This is a genomic window from Kitasatospora sp. SUK 42 (assembly GCF_015776785.2).
Lineage (GTDB): Bacteria > Actinomycetota > Actinomycetes > Streptomycetales > Streptomycetaceae > Kitasatospora.
This window is the reverse complement of the sequence record NZ_LFMD02000007.1, coordinates 1,213,073-1,230,827: the sequence shown is the minus strand read 5'-3', so window position 1 is coordinate 1,230,827 and position 17,755 is coordinate 1,213,073. Positions and strand designations below refer to the sequence as shown.

The 17,755-nt window shown below is 71.4% G+C and carries 19 protein-coding genes; 11 read left to right on the top strand and 8 right to left on the bottom strand.

The genetic code is table 11. The features are described 5' to 3' along the window. Positions 1-52: 52 nt before the first annotated feature. Positions 53-346, bottom strand: coding sequence for a hypothetical protein (locus tag RZ50_RS27080; RefSeq protein ID WP_196952460.1), 294 nt, complete (start codon positions 344-346; stop codon positions 53-55). Positions 347-543: 197 nt separating this feature from the next. Here RZ50_RS27080 and RZ50_RS27075 point away from each other — a divergent pair, with 197 nt between their 5' ends. Beyond that, a complete protein-coding gene (locus RZ50_RS27075) occupies positions 544-1,119 on the top strand; it encodes a TerD family protein (RefSeq protein WP_196952461.1) in 576 nt (191 codons plus the stop codon). Between the two features lie 160 nt (positions 1,120-1,279). After that, positions 1,280-3,322 carry an NADPH-dependent 2,4-dienoyl-CoA reductase gene (locus tag RZ50_RS27070; protein WP_196952462.1) on the top strand — a complete coding sequence of 681 codons (2,043 nt, stop codon included), beginning with the start codon at positions 1,280-1,282 and terminating at the stop codon, positions 3,320-3,322. A 70-nt stretch (positions 3,323-3,392) separates the two neighbouring features. Here the strand turns inward: RZ50_RS27070 and RZ50_RS27065 are convergent, their stop codons facing one another. Next, a complete protein-coding gene (locus tag RZ50_RS27065; RefSeq protein ID WP_196952463.1) occupies positions 3,393-4,115 on the bottom strand; it encodes a hypothetical protein in 723 nt (240 codons plus the stop codon). 67 nt (positions 4,116-4,182) lie between these two features. Then, positions 4,183-4,575, bottom strand: coding sequence for a DUF4440 domain-containing protein (locus RZ50_RS27060; RefSeq protein ID WP_196952464.1), 393 nt, complete (start codon positions 4,573-4,575; stop codon positions 4,183-4,185). Between the two features lie 48 nt (positions 4,576-4,623). Here RZ50_RS27060 and RZ50_RS27055 point away from each other — a divergent pair, with 48 nt between their 5' ends. Beyond that, a complete protein-coding gene (locus tag RZ50_RS27055) occupies positions 4,624-5,034 on the top strand; it encodes a helix-turn-helix domain-containing protein (RefSeq protein ID WP_308272341.1) in 411 nt (136 codons plus the stop codon). Positions 5,035-5,143: 109 nt separating this feature from the next. Here the strand turns inward: RZ50_RS27055 and RZ50_RS27050 are convergent, their stop codons facing one another. Further along, complete coding sequence (locus tag RZ50_RS27050) at positions 5,144-6,376, bottom strand: tetratricopeptide repeat protein (RefSeq protein ID WP_196952465.1); 1,233 nt, start codon at positions 6,374-6,376, stop codon at positions 5,144-5,146. A gap of 247 nt (positions 6,377-6,623) precedes the next feature. On the opposite strand from RZ50_RS27050, the gene RZ50_RS27045 reads away from it, so the two are divergent. Together RZ50_RS27045 and RZ50_RS27040 are read left to right on the top strand one after the other, a co-directional pair. Continuing rightward, on the top strand, positions 6,624-6,998 hold the full coding sequence (locus RZ50_RS27045; RefSeq protein ID WP_196952466.1) for an RNA-binding protein: 375 nt from the start codon (positions 6,624-6,626) through the stop codon (positions 6,996-6,998). Positions 6,999-7,219: 221 nt separating this feature from the next. Continuing rightward, positions 7,220-7,597, top strand: a complete 378-nt coding sequence (locus tag RZ50_RS27040) for a nuclear transport factor 2 family protein (RefSeq protein WP_196952467.1) — start codon at positions 7,220-7,222, stop codon at positions 7,595-7,597. A gap of 230 nt (positions 7,598-7,827) precedes the next feature. On the opposite strand, the gene RZ50_RS27035 is transcribed toward RZ50_RS27040, so the two are convergent. Then, positions 7,828-8,292 carry an ATP-binding protein gene (locus RZ50_RS27035; RefSeq protein ID WP_217680865.1) on the bottom strand — a complete coding sequence of 155 codons (465 nt, stop codon included), beginning with the start codon at positions 8,290-8,292 and terminating at the stop codon, positions 7,828-7,830. Positions 8,293-8,421: 129 nt separating this feature from the next. Here RZ50_RS27035 and RZ50_RS27030 point away from each other — a divergent pair, with 129 nt between their 5' ends. The 3 genes from RZ50_RS27030 to RZ50_RS27020 all read left to right on the top strand — a co-directional run bounded on the left by RZ50_RS27030 (position 8,422) and on the right by RZ50_RS27020 (position 9,784). After that, positions 8,422-9,294, top strand: a complete 873-nt coding sequence (locus tag RZ50_RS27030) for a helix-turn-helix transcriptional regulator (RefSeq protein WP_196951397.1) — start codon at positions 8,422-8,424, stop codon at positions 9,292-9,294. A 2-nt stretch (positions 9,295-9,296) separates the two neighbouring features. Next, positions 9,297-9,482 (top strand): DUF397 domain-containing protein, encoded by a 186-nt coding sequence (locus RZ50_RS27025; protein WP_196951398.1) that lies wholly within the window; start codon positions 9,297-9,299, stop codon positions 9,480-9,482. A 65-nt stretch (positions 9,483-9,547) separates the two neighbouring features. Further along, positions 9,548-9,784: a DUF397 domain-containing protein gene (locus RZ50_RS27020; protein ID WP_196951399.1), complete on the top strand. Its 237-nt coding sequence runs from the start codon at positions 9,548-9,550 to the stop codon at positions 9,782-9,784. 24 nt (positions 9,785-9,808) lie between these two features. Here RZ50_RS27020 and RZ50_RS27015 read toward each other — a convergent pair whose 3' ends face one another. Then, on the bottom strand, positions 9,809-10,975 hold the full coding sequence (locus RZ50_RS27015; protein WP_308272339.1) for a HAMP domain-containing sensor histidine kinase: 1,167 nt from the start codon (positions 10,973-10,975) through the stop codon (positions 9,809-9,811). 589 nt (positions 10,976-11,564) lie between these two features. Beyond that, positions 11,565-12,032 carry an N-acetyltransferase gene (locus RZ50_RS27010; protein ID WP_196951401.1) on the bottom strand — a complete coding sequence of 156 codons (468 nt, stop codon included), beginning with the start codon at positions 12,030-12,032 and terminating at the stop codon, positions 11,565-11,567. A gap of 107 nt (positions 12,033-12,139) precedes the next feature. On the opposite strand from RZ50_RS27010, the gene RZ50_RS27005 reads away from it, so the two are divergent. The 3 genes from RZ50_RS27005 to RZ50_RS26995 all read left to right on the top strand — a co-directional run bounded on the left by RZ50_RS27005 (position 12,140) and on the right by RZ50_RS26995 (position 14,565). Next, positions 12,140-12,850, top strand: a complete 711-nt coding sequence (locus RZ50_RS27005; RefSeq protein ID WP_308272337.1) for a winged helix-turn-helix domain-containing protein — start codon at positions 12,140-12,142, stop codon at positions 12,848-12,850. Positions 12,851-12,892: 42 nt separating this feature from the next. Then, positions 12,893-13,684 carry a DUF2785 domain-containing protein gene (locus tag RZ50_RS27000; protein ID WP_196951402.1) on the top strand — a complete coding sequence of 264 codons (792 nt, stop codon included), beginning with the start codon at positions 12,893-12,895 and terminating at the stop codon, positions 13,682-13,684. Between the two features lie 71 nt (positions 13,685-13,755). Continuing rightward, positions 13,756-14,565, top strand: a complete 810-nt coding sequence (locus tag RZ50_RS26995; protein WP_196951403.1) for an isocitrate lyase/phosphoenolpyruvate mutase family protein — start codon at positions 13,756-13,758, stop codon at positions 14,563-14,565. 81 nt (positions 14,566-14,646) lie between these two features. On the opposite strand, the gene RZ50_RS29980 is transcribed toward RZ50_RS26995, so the two are convergent. Beyond that, complete coding sequence (locus RZ50_RS29980) at positions 14,647-17,700, bottom strand: tetratricopeptide repeat protein (protein WP_308272335.1); 3,054 nt, start codon at positions 17,698-17,700, stop codon at positions 14,647-14,649. Between the last annotated feature and the right edge of the window lie 55 nt (positions 17,701-17,755).

The following is a 17,755-nucleotide window of genomic DNA, read 5'->3' as shown; positions in this document are numbered from 1 at the left end:
CTCTCCCCGCGCCGGGCGTCAGTGCGGTGGTCGCGTCAGTGCGGTGGTCGCGTCAGCGCGCCGTGTGCTCCGGCATCGGGTGCTCGGCGCCCCCGATCTCCAGCACGCAGGCCAGCGGGTGCTCCGCCACCCCGGTGCGGTCCAGCTGTACGGACAGCGGCCTCGGCGGCTCCCCGGCGAGCTGCGCGGAGAGGGTGAGCGGGTAGTCGCCGTGGCCGTGGACGCGGTGGAACGCGCACTCCTTGCCGTCCACCAGCACCTCGGTCTCGGTGATCAGGCCGGAGCGGACGTTGACGGTCACCGAGTGCCCGCCCTGGTCGAGGTGGAAGCTGTACCGCTGGCGCATCGGAACCTCCGGCGACAGGGCCTGGAACGGGAATCCACCGCCAGTCTAGGGTGGTCGTGCGGACCGGGCTCCCCGGCGATCGGTTCCTGCCGAAGTCCCTGAGAAATCCCCGGGGCGGAGCCCGCCTGCAGGCGGATTCTCGTGATCTCTACAGTGTTGTAGATTCGTCCGCTAGGGAGAGATCCGAGGAGGGCATTGTGGGAGTTTCGCTGGCCAAGGGCGGCAACGTCTCGCTGAGCAAGGAGGCGCCCGGACTGAGCGCCGTGATCGTGGGTCTCGGCTGGGACGTACGCACCACCACCGGGGCCGACTACGACCTGGACGCCAGTGCGCTGCTGTGCAACGCGCTCGGCAAGGTGGTTTCGGACCAGCACTTCGTCTTCTTCAACAACCTGCGCAGCCCCGAGGGTTCGGTCGAGCACAGCGGCGACAACCTGACCGGTGGCGGCGACGGAGACGACGAGCAGATCAAGGTCGACCTCGCCCGGGTGCCGGTCGACGTCGCCAAGGTCGTCTTCCCGGTGTCGATCTACGACGCCGACGCCCGGCTGCAGAACTTCGGCCAGGTCCGCAACGCCTTCATCCGGATCGTCAACCAGGCCAACGGGCAGGAGATCGCCCGCTACGACCTGTCCGAGGACGCCTCCACCGAGACCGCGATGGTCTTCGGCGAGCTGTACCGCAACGGCGCCGAATGGAAGTTCCGCGCGATAGGCCAGGGTTACGCCTCCGGCCTGCGCGGCATCGCCACCGACTACGGCGTGAACGTCTGACGCAGTCGGCCGGGGAAGCCCCGCCCTCCGCTGGAGTCCGAGCTCCGGGAGGCCGGGGCTTTTCCATGCCCATCGGCGCTATGCAACTAGTTGCATAGCGCCGCGACCGTACCCTACTGTTCAGTAACAAAATCCACCGCCCGCCCTCCAGGAGACGCCGATGAGCTCCACCCCCGCCGGCAGCCGCTACCCGCACCTGCTCAGCCCGCTCGACCTCGGCTTCACCACCCTCCCCAACCGCGTGATCATGGGCTCGATGCACGTCGGCCTGGAGGAGGCCCCCGGCGGCTACGAGCGGATGGCCGCCTTCTACGCCGAGCGCGCCCGCGGCGGCGTCGGCCTGATCGTCACCGGCGGCATCGCCCCCAACGAGGCCGGGCGCCCCTGGGAGGGCGGCGCGATGCTCACCACCGAGGAGGAGGCCGACCGGCACCGCGTGGTCACCGACGCCGTGCACGCCGCCGGCGGACGGATAGCCCTCCAGATCCTGCACTTCGGCCGCTACGCCTACCATCGCGACCTCGTCGCCCCCAGCGCGCTCCAGGCCCCGATCAGCCCCTTCGTCCCCAACGCGCTCACCGCCGAGCAGGTCGAGCAGACCATCGAGGACTTCGCCCGCTGCGCCGAACTCGCCCGCCGCGCGGGCTACGACGGCGTCGAGATCATGGGCTCCGAGGGCTACCTGATCAACGAGTTCGTCGTCGCCGCCACCAACCACCGCGAGGACGAGTGGGGCGGCCCGTACGAGCGGCGGATGCGCTTCCCGGTGGAGATCGTCCGCCGGGTCCGCGAGCGGGTCGGCGAGGACTTCATCATCGTCTACCGGCTCTCCATGCTCGACCTGGTACCCGGCGGCTCCACCCTGGACGAGGTGGTCCAGCTCGCCCAGGCCGTCGAGGCCGCCGGCGCGACCGTCATCAACACCGGCATCGGCTGGCACGAGGCCCGCATCCCCACCATCGCCACCTCCGTGCCGCGCGGCGCCTTCGCCTGGGTCACCAAGCGCGTGATGGGCGAGGTCGGCATTCCGCTGGTCACCACCAACCGCATCAACACCCCCGAGATCGCCGAGCAGTTGCTCGCCGACGGCTGCGCCGACCTGGTCTCGATGGCCCGACCGCTGCTCGCCGACCCCGACTTCGTCAACAAGGCGGCGGCCGACCGCGCCGAGGCCATCAACACCTGCATCGGCTGCAACCAGGCCTGCCTGGACCACACCTTCAACCTCCAGATCACCTCCTGCCTGGTCAACCCGCGCGCCTGTCACGAGACCGAACTCGTCCTGGCCCCCACCCGGTTGCGCAAGCGCGTCGGCGTCGTCGGAGCCGGCCCGGCCGGCCTCGCCTTCGCCGTCTCCGCCGCCGAACGCGGCCACGACGTCACCCTGTACGACGCCGCCGAGAGCATCGGCGGGCAGCTGAACATCGCCCGGCGCATCCCCGGCAAGGAGGAGTTCGACGAGACGCTGCGCTACTTCCGCACCCGGCTGGGCGAGTTGGGCGTCACGCTGCGCCTCGGCGCGACCGTCACCGCCGCGCAGCTGGCCGAGGCTGGCCACGACGAGATCGTCCTCGCGACCGGCGTCACCCCCCGAACTCCCGCCGACATCCCCGGGATCGACCACCCCAGCGTGCTCGGCTACCTGGACGTGCTGCGCGACGGCGCGCCGGTCGGCGAGCGGGTCGCCATCCTCGGCGCAGGCGGGATCGGCTTCGACGTGGCCGGGTTCCTCACCGACGGGGGCGACGCGGCGAGCCTCAACCCGTCGGTGTTCCAGGCGAAGTGGGGCATCGACCCGGAGTACCACGAGCGCGGCGGACTGCGCGCGCCCGAGCGGCCGAAGCCCCCGCGCAGCGTCCACCTGTTGCAGCGCAGGAGCAGCAAGGTCGGCGCCGGGCTGGGCAAGACCACCGGCTGGATCCACCGCACCGAGCTCAAGCACCGCGGCGTCACCATGGTCGCCGGCGCGAGCTACGACCTGATCGACGATGCCGGACTGCACTTCACCGTGGACGGCGAGCGCCAACTCCTGCCCGTGGACACCGTGGTGCTCTGCACCGGCCAGGAGCCGCGCCGCGACCTGTACGAGGCGCTGCGCGAGCGCGGCCTGGCGGTGCACCTGATCGGCGGCGCCGACGTGGCGGCCGAGCTGGACGCCAAGCGGGCGATCAAGCAGGGCACGGAGCTGGCCGCGAGCATCTGACCGTACGCGGCCGGACGGTCTGACCGCATGGGGGACTTCCCGCCGGGGAAGTCCCCCATCGGCTCTTCGATCAGGCCGCAGCGGCGGTGACCTGGCGCAGCAGGACCGTCGGCGAGGGCATGACGGCGTACCAGGTGTTCTCGGTCTCGTCGTCGGCCGAGGCCCAGGCAGCGACCACCGGCAGCTCGCAGTGCTCGCCGGCCTCCAGCGGGGGCAGCCGCCAGACGATGCCGCGGTCGGCGTCGGCGTCGGTGTTGAAGTCCACGCCCCAGGTGCTGGACGAACGCTCGTGGACCTCGTCGATCAGTGCCGCCCACCGTCGGGGCACCTCGCGCGCATCGGCCGCCGAGCAGATCGCCTCCTCGTCGTGGCCGCCGACGGTGAGCTTGGTGCTCTCGTCCTCCACCGTGAACGCGGTCAGCGCCTGGCCCCCGTCCCAGTAGGCGCCGGCACCCTCCGGGAGCTGGGCCGGCAGGCTCGCGGAGAACCACACCCGGGGCAGCGGCGCCAGGGCGTCGATCCGCCACACCGCCGCCTGGCAGTCGGTCAACGGCCCCCAGTGGTCCGGGTCGAGCTGGGCGTCGTACGGGGTCAGCAGCAGCTCGACGCGGGCCGAGGGGAGCGTCCAGCGGGCGATCGTGCGGCCGCCCGGCAGCTCGAAGAGCTCCTCGGGCAGGGAGGGCAGGGCGGTGTCCCCGACGGCGGTGACGAAGGTCAGCGGGCCGAAGGGGGTCGCGATGGCCGGCCGCGCGGAGGGTCGTACGCGGGTGCGCGGGACGGTGGGGAGCAGCATCGGCCCAGCGTAGCGGCGCCCTGCACGGCGCCCTGCGCGGCGCCTGGTACGACGTCTGGCACGGCGTCTACGCGGTGCCGAAGGGGTTGTCGATGAGGTAGCGCCAGCGGCCGTCCGGGCCGCGGCGGGCGACGTCGGTGGCGGTGCCGGTGAGGTGGACGTCGGTGCCGTCGGGGGCGGTGCCGGAGATGGTCCAGTCGACGATGAGCAGGGCGATGTCGTCGGCGACGTAGGTGTGCCGGGGGTGGACGGTGATGGGCAGGCCGAGCGCGAGGAAGTCGGCGTTGGCGCGGTGGAGTTGGGCACCGGTGGCGGTGGTGCCGGGGGAGGGGACGAAGAGCGCGGCGGGGTCGTAGACCTGGGCGAGGGCGGCCGGGTCGCCGCTGTTGAAGGCGGCGGCGAAGACGGCCGGGTGTTGTGCCGGGTCGCTGGTGAGGGGGAGGCTGGTGGGGTGAGTCATGCGAGCAGTGAATCCGCGGCCGTCGTAGGTCACCAAACGGGAAGCGACGTGCCCCGCACCGACACCCGCTGGGACGCCGAGCTGGTGCCGGACGCGCGCGGCCGTACGGTGCGCCCGGAGCCGGACTGCCCGGTGGAGGTGGCGCTGGCGGCGGTGTCGGGCCGCTGGACCACGCTGGTGCTGCGCGAGCTGATGCACGGCCCCGCGTCGTACGGGGAGCTGCGCGAGCGCCTGCCGGAGATCAGCCCGAAGGTGCTCGCCGAGCGTCTACAGACTCTGGGGGAGCGGGAGTTGGTGGCCCGCGAGCGGCTGCTCGGCTTCCCGGTGCGGACCTCGTACCGGCTGACGCCGACCGGCGAGGCGCTGCGGCCGCTGCTGGTGGAGCTGTATCGGACCGGCGTGGAGCTCCTGGAACACCGGAGCGGCGCGGCCGCGCCCCCTCGGGCGGGTAACAGGTGACAGCGAACAGATAACAGCGAACAGATGACAGATTTCGAAATCTGTTATCTGTTCGCTGAAATTCGTCGCCCGGCCCGCTCCCGGCGGGCCGCCTCCTTCCGTCCCAGGACTACCGCCCCAGGACGCTGTCCGCGCGCTGCTTCCACTCCCGGCCCTCGGGGTCCTTCGGGTTCATGGCCAGCAGCAGCTTTCCCAGGGAGCGCTGCGCCACCGGGTCGCCGGCCCGGGCGGCGATCCGCAGCATGTGGACGGCCTGGTCCGGCCGGCCGGCGTCCAGTCGCTCCTGGGCGGCGTCGTGCACACCCTCCGAGGCGCGGATGAGCAGCTCCTGCTCCTCCGGGCTCGGCTGCGTCCCGGCGCGGGCCGCTTGCTGCTGGAGGACGGACAGCAGGTTGTACTGCGCCTGCCAGTCGCCCGCCTCGGCGGCCGGGCGCATCACGGCCTCCGCGCCGTCCAGATCGCCGGCGGCGGCGAGCGCGGCGCCGAGGATCGGGACGACGAGCTCCTCGCCGTCCGCCACGGCCTGCCGCAGCAGCGGTACGGCGGCGGCCGGGTCGCCGTCGGTGTACAGCCACACCCCGGCGACCCGGGTCGCGTCCTTGCGGCCGAGCTGCCCGGCCTGCTTCATCAGCTCCAGGGCGCGTTCCGTCTCGCCCCCGTCGCGCAGTCGCTGTGCCAACTCGTAGGCGGAGTCGGCGTTCCCGCCCCGCGCTCCGACCTCCAACCAGTGGTCGGCCTGCTCGTCCTCGACGAGGTCGATCAGCCCGACGGCGGCCCGGTGCGCGGCGGCCACGTCGCCCTGTTCGGCCTTGGCGATGTCCCGCTCGACGGCGGCCCGCGCCTTGCGGACCTCCTCGATGTTGATCCCGAGGTAGTCGATCGCCTTCTGGTGGCCCGCCTCGGCGGCGCGCAGCATCCACCGGGCACCCTCGTAGTCCTCGCTGTTCTCGCCGAGGAGTAGGACCGCGAGGTTGAAGGTGGCGGAGACGTGCCCGAGTTGGGCGGCGAGCCGCAGGTAGTCGAGGCCCTGCTCGGTCTGGCCCTGCTTGAGCAGCCTGTCGGCGAGCCAGGCCGCGGAGTCCGCGTTGCCGGCGGAGGAGGCCCTGTGGTGCCAGTTCGCGGCCTCCTGCACCTTGCCCTGGTGCTCCAGGAACCCTGCCAGGTGGAACATGGCCTTGACGTCCCCGGCCTCGGCCGCCTGCCGGGCCTGGTCGGTGAGTTGCCGCATCTGCTCCGGACTGACCTCCAGGTGCACCCGCATCCCGCCGCCGATGTCGATCCCGCCGCCCGAGGGCTGCTCCTGCTCCTGCTCGCGCTTCCGCTTCCGGCCGAATATCCCCATGATCCGCTCCTGTCCGCGTACCCGAAGCATCCACCTTGTGCCCTGATGGGTGGGATATGCAACGGCCTTTACAAAGTGGACCCTTGGCGAATCCCGAACCTCCGAACGGTTCCGTTCCGGATGTGCGAGGGAGGTGGAGGCTGGACGGTCGTTCCCGGACGGATCGTGGGATTCGGCCCTGCGCGGAGCGGGCGCCCTGCGATCCTGGCGCGACGGATCGTCGTCAGCGCTTCGAAGGGGTCCTGCCATGGCTGCCAAGATCAAGATCAGCAACCTGAGTTCGTCGACCACGGACGACACCCTGCTCCAAGTGGCCGCGCAGTACGGGCAGGTGCTCGACTCCATCATCATGAGGGACCGCGACACCGGGGCGTCGAAGGGCTTCGGCTATGCCACGTACAGCAGTGGACAGGACGCGGCCGCCGCCGTGGCCGCGCTGAACGGGCAGGAGCTCGACGGAAGCCGGATCACCGTCGTCGTGATCGCCTCCAGCGAGCCGGCCGGTACGGTCTCGGGCGGTGTCTCGGGCTCGTACGGCGGCTACGGGGGCGGCGTCAGCGGAGGCTACGGCGGCTACGGCGCCGGCAGCGTGGGTGGGGAGGCCGGCGCCACGAGCTGGTGAGTTCACCTTGCCGTGGAGCGGGAAGTCGGCCCGGCCGACTTCCCGCTCCGTCAATACTTCGGCCCGAGTGATGTCGGATCTTCACTCGAACGAGTGAGGAATGGGGAGGGTCCGTCGGCTTCGGGGTCCGGGGCGACTGGTGCTGTGACCGGGATGGTCCACCGTGATCCGAAGGCGGCTCGCGGGGCGAGCGCACGCGTAACGGCTGGTATTACTGGGGGATGCAGGAAGAGACGGCACGCACCGCGATCGACACGTTCATCTCCGCGTTCAACGCCTCGGACGACAGCTATGTGACTGCCCTGCTCTCCCAGGCCCTGACCTCGGACGTGGTCTTCTGGGGGCCGTTGGGCCGCAGCGAAGGAATCGCGGCGGTCGAGCGGTTCGTGCTGGACATCCGGCGCCACCCGGCGGGGACCGGCACGATGGCGCGCTGCTCGGAGGTGGACATGCCTGACGAGTGGGCCCGGTACCAGTGGGTCTTCACCACGCCGGATGGAGGCCCCCGCCTGTCGGGAACGGACGTCGTCCATCTGCGGCGGAACCGCATCGACCAGGTCATCGTCTTTGCGGGCGAGATCGAGCCGTCCGCCTCCTGAGTCGTCCTTCTGTCGCTGTCCTTCTCGTGAACTTGTCCCTTTCGGCACTCCGGGGCTGCGGTTCGCGGTCGGTCAATCTGCGTACACGGACAGGCTCAGCCGCCGCGCCTCCAGCGGTCGAATGGACGTCACCCGATGAACCTACGCGGTCACAGCACTGGCTGGAGTGGTCCTGTAGCGCGGGTTTGGAGTGGGAAGTCGGTGGGGCCGACTTCCCACTCCTCGGCGTTTCAGGGGGCTTCGGGAGTGGTGGGGGTGAGGTCGAGCTCGGCCCAGACGGTCTTGGCGTTGGGGTGGCGGGGGATGGTGCCCCAGCGGTCGGCGAGGGCGCTGATGAGGACGAGGCCGCGCCCGGACTGGGAGTTGGGGGTGTGGACGGTGGGGAGGAGGGGGAGTCGCTCGCCCCGGGGGTCCGAGATCTCGATGCGGAGGGTCGTGCCCCGGCGCACGGTGGTGGTGAGCGCGAGGTGAAGCTCGAACCCGCGCCCCGGAATGCGTCCGTGCGTGATCGCGTTCGCGGCGAGCTCGGCGACGATCAGGAGCGCCGAGTAGAAGGGTTCGGTGTGCGTCGAATTCAGTCCCCAGGCGGTGAGTTGACGCCTGGCGATGCGTCGGCAGATGGCGGCGCCCTTGGGGGTGGCGTGGAGGAGGGTGGTGTGGGAACGCGGTCTGTCGAGGGGGGTTTCGGACTTCATGGGCAAAAGCGTGGCGGGGCGGACGTACGCTGACCATGGATTCGGCAGGCACGGAGGGTGTCTGTGCGAATGCGGAGGGTTGGCTTGTCGGCTGGCCCGAATCAATCGAGCAATGGGAGGGTGGTTCCCATGGGTGGCGTCGAGCGCACGGTGTTCGATGACGGAGAGACGGCGGGAATCTCCGATGGCGTCGCGGAGTTCTACAGCGCGGTGGGGAAACTGATCAAGTTCTTCCGCGAGCGGGCCGGCTTGACGCAGCGGCAGTTGGCCAAGATGAGCGGCTACAGCGAGGACCTGGTCGGCGCGATCGAGCGGGGTGTGCGGACCCCGAGAATCGAGTACCTGACGCTGGTGGACGGCCTCCTCAACGCAGAGGGTGCGCTGAAGGTCATCGCGGACGACGTGATGAAGGCGAAGATCCGGGTCAGCGAGCGGCATCCGGCTTTCTCCAAGGCCTTCACGTCCGAAGAGCACCGGGCCATCGAGATCCACGACTACAGCACGATGGTCATCCCGGGCTTGTTGCAGACCGAGGCGTACATCCGGGCGCTGTACGAGATGCGGCGCCCGCTGCTTTCGCCCGAGCAGGTCGACGAGTGGGTGGCGACTCGACTGGCACGCAAGGAGATCCTGGCTCGCTGGCCGATGCCCGTTGTGACGTGGGTGGTTGATGAGAGCGTTCTGCGGCGCCCCCTCGGGGGATGGGACGTTCACAGCGAGCAGCTCCAGCATCTCCTCAAGGTGGGAAAGATGCGAGGCCCTGAACTTCAGATCATGCCGCTCGATCGGCTGACCCATGCTGGGATGGGCGGCTCCTTTACCCTCCTGACTCCGCCCAATCGGCCGCAGATCGGCTATGTGGCAGCGCAGCACGTAAATCGGTTGATCACGGACCCGGCGGAAGTCCGTAATATGGCCGCACGGTACAGCAGCATCCGGGCTCAGGCGCTTAGCCTGAGGGAGTCCCTGGCCTTGATCGAACAGATTCTGGGAGAGCGATAGGCATGGCCGAGCTGGCGTGGTTCAAGAGCAGCTACAGCACCAACGAGGACGCTAACTGCGTCGAGGTCGCCGAGACCCCCGGCATTGTCCACGTGCGTGACTCCAAGGACAAGAGTGGCCCCCAGCTGGCTTTCGAGCCGGCCGCGTGGGAGGCGTTCGTGACGTTCGCCGCCACTGCCGAGGTCTGAGACAACCTCCCCTCAACGGCCCACCGCCTTCCCGGCGGCGGGCCGTTGGCGTACCGTCAGAAGGCATGGAACTGGTCTGGTTCAAGAGCAGCCACAGCAGCAACGAGGGCGCCGCCTGCGTCGAGATCGCCTGGCGCAAGAGCAGCTACAGCGGCAACGAGGGCGCGGAGTGCGTCGAGGTCGCCGAGACCACCACCGCCGTCCTTGTCCGCGACTCCAAGGACGCCGCCGGCCCGCACCTCACCTTCACCCCGACCGCCTGGCAGTCCTTCCTCACCTTCGCTGCCACGACCGAGGTTTGAGCTAACCACCGCCGCTCCGGCGCTCTAGTTGTGCGGGGAGGCCGGAGCCGTGCGAGCGGGAGGTGTCGGCGAGCCCGGCAGCCTCACGGTGGCCACCGTGCCGCCCGTCGTGCCGTCCGGTCCGGGGGCCGCGGGGGCGAGTGCCACCTCGCCGCCGGCGCCGCGGATCGCCTGGGCGACGATCGCCAGGCCCAGGCCGGATCCGGGCAGCTGCCTCGCGGACGGCGCGCGCCAGAACCGGTCGAACACGTGCGGCACGTCCTCGGGCGCGATGCCCGGGCCGTGGTCGCGAACCGTGAGGACGCCGGAGGCCAGTGAAACCTCGATGGCGCCGTCGGCCGGGCTGAACTTCACCGCGTTGTCGAGGAGGTTGACGACGGCCCGCTCCATGGTGTGCGTGTCCGCCCGTACGTACCAGGGTTGTAGGTCGACGTTGAACACCAGAGAGGGTCCGCGCAGCCTTGCGCGGTCCAGCGCGCGGGAGACGACATCGTGCAGCCCCAGTGCGGCGACAGGAGCGGTACCCGCGGCCGGGAGGGGGCGGGAGAGGACCAGCAGATCGCCGATGAGGGTGGACAGTTCCACCGTCTGGGCCTTCAGGTTGGTGAAGAGCTTCGCGCGCGTGCCCTCGGGGATCGCCCGCCCGGTCTCCTCGCTGCGGACCAGCAGGTCGATGTTGGTGCGCAGGGAGGTCAGCGGGGTGCGCAGCTCGTGGCCGGCGTCGGCGATGAGCTGGGACTGGCTGTCGCGGGAATGGGCGAGCGCGGTGCTCATGGCGTTGAACGCCTGGCCGAGGCGGGCGATCTCGTCACGGCCGGTCACGTCGATGGTCGTCCCCGGCTCCTGGGTGCGTGCGATGTACTCGGCCGCCTGGGTGAGACGGTCGACGGGCTGCAGGGCCCTGCGCGCTAGCCACAGCGCGCCGAAGGCCGAGGCCGCGATCACCAGTGCGGCCGCGAAGGTCGTGATCAGGGCGAGTCCGAACAGTGCGTCGCGTACCGGGCGCAGGGGTTGGGACAGCGCGACGGCCGCGGTGGTGCGTTCGCCGTTGAACTCGATCGGTCCGTAGCTGACCACGTACACGCGCACGTCGTCACCGTTGGCCAGCTGGCCGTCGCGGAAGTGGGAGCGCGCGTGTGCTCCCCTTGTCCCGCTGCGCGCCACCGGCAGATCGTCATCCGTGACTTTCACGGACCGGGAGTCGTTCGGCGGACAGGACGTCCCGTCCGCGAAGATCACCGTGGGAATGGCGTCCCTCGTCATCCACGGCTGAACGACCCCGCGGCACCAGTCGTAAATCGCTCTGATCTCGGACTGGGGGGACGCATGGGCGTTCGGCGCCCAGGTGCGCGTCAGCGTCTGATCGACTTGAGCGGTCATCTCCCCACGGGCCACGAACCAGCCGGTCACCGCGGACAGCACCACAGCCAGTGACACGGCCGCGGCCGTGAACGACGCCAGCCGACCCCGCAGGGTCATCCGGCCGAACCACCCGTCACGCAACCGAGACATCCCCCACCCGTCCCCGCCCGCCCCGTCTCAGGGCCCGTATCCGCCTTGGTCACGGCCATGTCGGCAACGGCCGAAATCCCACCCCGTGGTCGTCCCATCCGAGTTCGGCACCGGGTCGGCACCGGATCGGCACCGGGACGCCCCTGCCCAAAGGTCGGGCCCGAAGATGAGAAACCCTTAAACGACTGTCTGAGCCGTGCCTGAGAAGCCGTCGTCTCCGGAGAGGGACGGGCAGGTGGTCCGGGGAGGGGGCGGGCGACGGCGGGTGCTACTCCGGGCTCGGCGGCGCGGTGAGCTCCTTGGTCATGAAGACGCGGCTGGTCCCCGGCGGATCGCAGGGGACCTCGCCCAGGAGCTGCCAGCCCTCCTTCCGGTAGAAGCCGGGGGCCTGGAAGCTGATCGTGTACAGCACGGCCGTGCGGCACCCGCGGGCGCGGGCCTCGCTCTCGGCCTGCCGGAGGACCTCCCTGCCCAGCCCGCCGCCGCGCAGCTCGGGCGGCAGGAAGAACAGGTCGACGAAGAACAGCCCGAGCGAGGTGCGCCCGGTCAGCCCGCCGACCGTCCGGTGCGTTTCGGGGTCGCGGACCAGGACGGCGAGCGGCCTGCGGTCGTCGACCCCGATCCGCTCGACGTTGAAGCGGTCCAGCCCGTCGGAGATCGTCGCGAAGTCCGCGGGTGCGGGGGCGTCGGTGACGACCAGGTCGGCCCGGGGGCGGGTCGTTCCGGGTACGGACATGGTTCCTCCAGGGGTGTGGGAGCGTTGCCGGGCGAGGCTACGGTGCGGACGCTTCGACGGGCGTCGAAGGAACGCCGACGGACAATCGACGGGTGGACAATCGACTGGTGGACGCTCGACGCGTGGAACAGGACGTGGGCGTGGACCTGGCCGCCGTGGCCAGACTGCTCGCCGACGGGACCAGGGCCGCCTTCTGCCTGGCGCTGCTCGACGGCCGGGCCTGGACGGCCGTCGAACTCGCACGTCACGCCGGGGTGGCGCCCTCGACCGCGACCTCGCACCTGAACCTGCTCGTCGCCGGGGGCCTCCTCGCCGAGGAACGGCACGGACGCCACCGCTACCTCCGGCTGGCCGACCGAAGGGTCGTGGAGCTGATCGAGAGCCTCGCGGCGCTCGCTCCCCAGCAGCCCCCTCGGCCGCGCTCGCTGGCCGCCTCCGGCCGCCAGCGGGCGCTCGCCCGCGCGCGGCTGTGCTACGACCACCTGGCCGGCTCCGTCGCGCTGGCGGTCACCGACGCCATGGTCGAGCGCGGCCTGCTGGCGTGGGGGCCGCAGCCGGCACTGACCGGTGAGGGCGCGGCCTGGCTCGCCGAACTCGGGATCACGCTGCCCGGCGGATCACGCCGCCCGCCCGTCCGCGCGTGCCTCGACTGGACCGAGCGCCGCCCCCACCTGGCGGGCGCCGCCGGTGCCGCCCTGTGCACCCACGCCCTCACCGCCGGATGGCTCACCCGGGTCGGCACCACCCGCGCCCTCACCGTCACCACCACCGGCCGGCGGGCCCTGCGCGACCACCTCGGCCTGATCGTCCCGGCGTAATTCGCAGGCGCACGGCCACGGCGAGGACCTATCCTGCGCGCTGTGACCGACTGGAAGACCATCGAAGCCGCCGACTACGCCGTGCCCGCGGACCGGCCCCTGGAAGAACTCGTCCGCGAGCTGTCCCGTGCCCTGGCGGACCCGGACCCCCTGGTCCGGGACGGCGAGCCCTACGCCGTCCTCGCGACCTGGATAGCCCGCGGGGTGATCGATGCGCCCCGGCGGCTGGAGCTGGGGGACGAGATGGCCGAGCGGTTCGGCGACCCGCGCATCGAGGCCCGCACCTTCGCGCCCCTCGTGCTCGACATGCTGGTGGCCAAGGGGGACGTCAAGTCCGGCTGGGTGGACGCCTTCGAGCGCTGGTACCCGGCGGAGCAGGACCTGCGCGGCCACGACGAGACGCTCGGCTGGCTCCACGCCGTGGCGCACGGCGCGGACCTGCTCGGCAGCTTCGGCCGCCACCCCGAGGTGGCGCCGGTACGGATGCTGGACCTGGCCGCCGCGCGGCTGACAGCCCCCACCGACCACGTCTACGACCAGATGGAGGACGACCGCCTGGCCCGGGCCGTCGCCCGGATCCTCACCCGCACCGACCTGAGCGAACGCGACGCCGTCGGCTGGCTGGATCCCATCGCCGAGCGCTTCGGGGCCGACCGCATCAGCACCCCGGTGCCCGCCCACATCAGCAACTGCCTGCGCACCCTGCGCATGCTCCACCTCCTCGCCGACCGGGGCGTGCGCCCCACCAGCGACCTGCCCGCGGAGCCCCTCCACCACCGCGACGCGGTGAAGTCCGGCGTCGCCGCCGTCCTCGACCAGATCGTCAAGCGCTGAGCGTCCAGGGGCCCACGTTCATGTCCGTTTTCTGCCGGACAACGTCCTCACCCACTGATTGGCTCAGGGACATGATCAACGCGAACAAGTCCTCGGTCTTCCGCTCCCTGCACAGCCCCGCCCGTCCGCTCGCGCTCGCCAACGTCTGGGACGTCGCCGGCGCCCGCATCGTGGAGGCGGCAGGTGCCTCCGCGATCGCCACCACCAGTGCCGGAGTGGCCTGGTCGCTCGGCGCCCCGGACGGGGACTCCGTCCCCCGGGACCAGGTGTTGGATGTCGTCGCCCGCATCGCGGTAGCCGTCGGCGTCCCGGTGACCGTGGACATCGAGGGCGGCTACGGGCAGACCCCCGACGACGTCGCACGGACCGTCACCCTGCTGCTGGAAGCCGGCGCGGTGGGCATCAACATCGAGGACGGCCCCCGCCCGCCGGCCGCACTCGCCGAACGCCTCGGCGCCGCCCGCCGTGCGGCCCGGACGGCGGGTGCCGACCTGTTCGTCAACGCCCGCGTCGACACCTACCTGCTCGGGTCGGGCAACCCCGCCACCCGGCTCGCGGAGACCCTGGAACGGGCGCGCACCTACGTCGACGCCGGAGCGGACGGGATCTTCGTCCCCGGCCTCGCCGACACCGCCGCCATCAGGGAACTGGCCGCGGCCCTCACCGTCCCCCTCAACGTCATGGCCGGGCCGGGCATGCCGCTGGTGGCCGAGCTGGGCGCCCTGGGCGTGGCCCGCGTCAGCCTCGGCTCGGGCGTCGCGCAGTCCGCCTACGCCGCAGTACGGCGCGCGGCGCTCGACCTGCACGGGGCTGGTCGCTACGACTCCGTCCGGGAGGGCATCGACTACCCGGACCTCAACGGCCTCTTCACCAGGGGATGACGGAGAGGTGACAAGGCCCCATCCGGCCACAGGACGGCCGTGTGAGTGCCGTCCTCGCCTGCCTGTGAGGGAGTCGCCGGGCTACGGTTCGAGGGTTTCGAGCCAGGCGGCCACATTCTGGGTCTTCTGTAGCTCGGCTTTGAAGAGCTCGGGGTAGGCACGCGCCAGTTTGCGGTAGTGGTTGGTGGCTTCCTGGCTGGTGGCCAGAGCCTCTTCCCGTTGACCGGCCTCACCCAGCCGGACGGAGAGAGTGATGAGGGAAGCGGCGAAGTTAGGCAGGTAGGCGTCCGGGTTCGCGTCGGCGAGTGTGCGGTTGTGGTTGGTGGCTTCCTGGCTGGTGGCCAGAGCCTCTTCCCGTTGACCGGCCTCACCCAGCCGGTTGGAGAGGTTGTTGAGGAAAGCGGCGAGGTCGGGCAAATAGGCGTCCGGGTTTGCCTTGGCGAGTGTGCGGTTGTGGTTGGTGGCTTCCTGGCTGGTGGCCAGAGCCTCTTCCCGTTGACCGGCCTCACCCAGCCGGATGGAGAGGGTGTTGAGGGCCATGGCGAGGTTGGGCAGGTGGGCGTCCGGGTTTGCGTCGGCGAGTGTGCGGTAGTGGTTGGTGGCTTCCTGACTGGCAGTCAAGGCATCATCGCGCTGGCCTACTGCACTGAGCCGGTTGGAGTGGTTGTTCAGGGACTTGGCGAGGTTGGGCAGGTGGGCGTCCGGGTTTGCGTCGGCGAGTGTGCGGTAGCGGTCGGTGGCATCCCGGCTGATGGCGAGGGCCTCCTCCCGCCGCCCCAGGTCGGCCAGATTGACGGAGAGGTTGTTGAGGGCCATGGCGAGGTTGGGCAGGTGGGCGTCCGGGTTTGCGTCGGCGAGTGTGCGGTAGTGGCCGGTGGCATCCCGGCTGATGGCAAGGGCCTCCTCCCGTTGACCCACCTCACTCAGACAGACGGAGAGGTTGTTGAGGGCCATGGCGAGATCGGACAGGTAACCGCTCGAATTTTCCCCTACGAGAGCGCGGTGGCGGTCGACAAGGGCGCGTCCGAGCTTGACGGCAGTGGCGGCGAGCCGTCGGCTGGAGTGGGGAAACAGGTCTTGGAGAGCTTTGAGGCCGTTGAGAGGAGTGGTGGGCTCCGCGACGACGGCGTCGAGAGCACTGACGAGCGGGGCGGGGTGGTCGGCGCGGATCGCGGTTTTGATGACGTGCGGGGCCAACTGCTGCTGGTGGCGGACGCAGAGGTCGGTGAGCCGCTCGGCCAGGCGCTGCTGGAACACCGGGTGCGCGGCGGTGCGGCTGTAGACGGTGAGGAGTTGGCCGGCCTGGCTGTCGTCGGCGTCGTCGAGGAGGTGCTCGGCGAGGTGGGGGTCGGCTTCCAGGACGCGGCCGATGTGGCGTTCGGCGAGGCGGTCGGGCTGGAGGTGTCCCCAGGGCTGTCCGCCGAGTTCGGGCCCGGCCGGGTAGAGGGCGGCGAGCCAGGCGGTGACCTGGTCGCGGACGGTGCGGGGCTGGTCGGCGAGGGCGGGCAGGCGTTGCCACAGCCGGTCCGCGTCCTCGCGGTCGGTGGCGCCGGTGAGGTGGGCGGCGGCGAGTGCGGTCTCCAGCGTCGCGGCGCCGAGGGTGGGGATGAGGCCGCGGATGGTCGCGTTCTGGCGCCAGTAGCGGCGCTCGTGGCCCAGTAGCCGGTCCTCGACCGTGTGCGCCTCGTCGTGTGCGGCACGTACGGGATCGGCCATGTCGAGGAGGTCCGCGAGGGCGGTCATGTGCAGCGTCAGCGCGTTGCCGTACGCGTCCTCGTCCAGCCCGCGCGCAGGGGGCGGGGTGCTCCAGTCGTGCCCGGCCAGCCCGTCCACCAGCGGCAGGGCCGCGGCGAGGGCCCGGACGATCTCCCGGTAGCGCGCGGGCCGTTGACCGGCGTCGTCCTCCAGCGGGGTGAGCCGGTGGCTGCGGGCCCCGGCCAAGTGGCTCTCGGCGAGACGGCTCCGCGTCGTGGCGTCGAGCCACCAGTCGCCGTCCGTCCGGGCCAGCAGCAGGAACTTGAGCGCGCTGGTGCCGGGGTGCTCGGCGGCCGCCTCCACGAGCGCTGTGAGCTGGTCGGTGCGGGTCTCGGCGTAGTCGAGGACGACCAGCAGCCGTCTGCCCGCGTGCCGTACCTCCCGTAGCTGCGCCGCGCCGGCGTCCGTGCGCGGCCACAGCACCGCCCAGCCCTCGGCGGCCAGCAGGCCGGAGAGGTGGTGGGCGAGGCGGGTCTTGCCCTGGCCGCCGGGGCCGTGCAGCAGCCAGGCGCCGAATCCGCCCAGCCCGCACCACGCCCGCAGTTCGTCCAGGAGCTCGGTGCGGCCGTGGAAGGGGACGACCTGGCGTCCGGCCTCCAGCAGTGCGGCCGGTGTTGCCGGCCGGCGGCGTCCGGCGTGGTCGTGGGCGGGGTCGGCGAGGCCCTGGAACTCCACGGCCCCCAGCCCCGCGACGGTTCCGGCCCCTGCCCCGGGCCCGATCCCGCCCCCGCCCCCGGCCCCGCTCCCGCCCCCTGCCCCGGCGCCGTGCTCGGCGAGGGCGGCGCGGAAGGCCTCGTCGTGGTGGAGGACGTAGGACGGGACGACGTTCAGCCGGCCGTGGGCGGAGCGGGAGCGGTCGGCGGCGACGACCCCGATCAGCAGGCGGCCGGAGAACACCGCGGCGCCCGAGAGGCCGCCCCACGGTGAGGTACCCGCAGCGGCTTCCTGCGGGGGAGGCTGGGCGAGGTCCATCACGTACTGGTAGTTGACGAAGCCGCTGCCGGGATTGACCTGGCCGCCGAGGTGCGAGGCCTCGGTGTCGCGGCCGGGGCGCTGCGCCTCGTCCGGCATGCCCCAGGTCTCGCAGGCGGTGCCCGGCCGGTTGGTGACGAGGAGTCCCCAGCCCACCGGTGTGGTCGGCGGGTGCCAGTCGGGGCTGTCGTCGACGAGGAGGAGGGCGGCGTCGTCGCGCTCCTTCGGGGTTCCGGCCCACACGACCGTCGCGCCGACCGCGCTGGGGCCGCCCGGGTGGAAGACCTCCACCCGGGTACCGGCCGGGCCGGTGACATGGGCGGAGGACAGCACCAGCCTGCCGCCCACCGCGTACCCGGACCCAGCTCCGCCCGCGCCGGTCACCGCGGCAAGACGCTCCCGCTCCACTCCCACCCCACACGCTCGTCGTACGAACACCCCATACGTTCGTCCTGCGAACAGT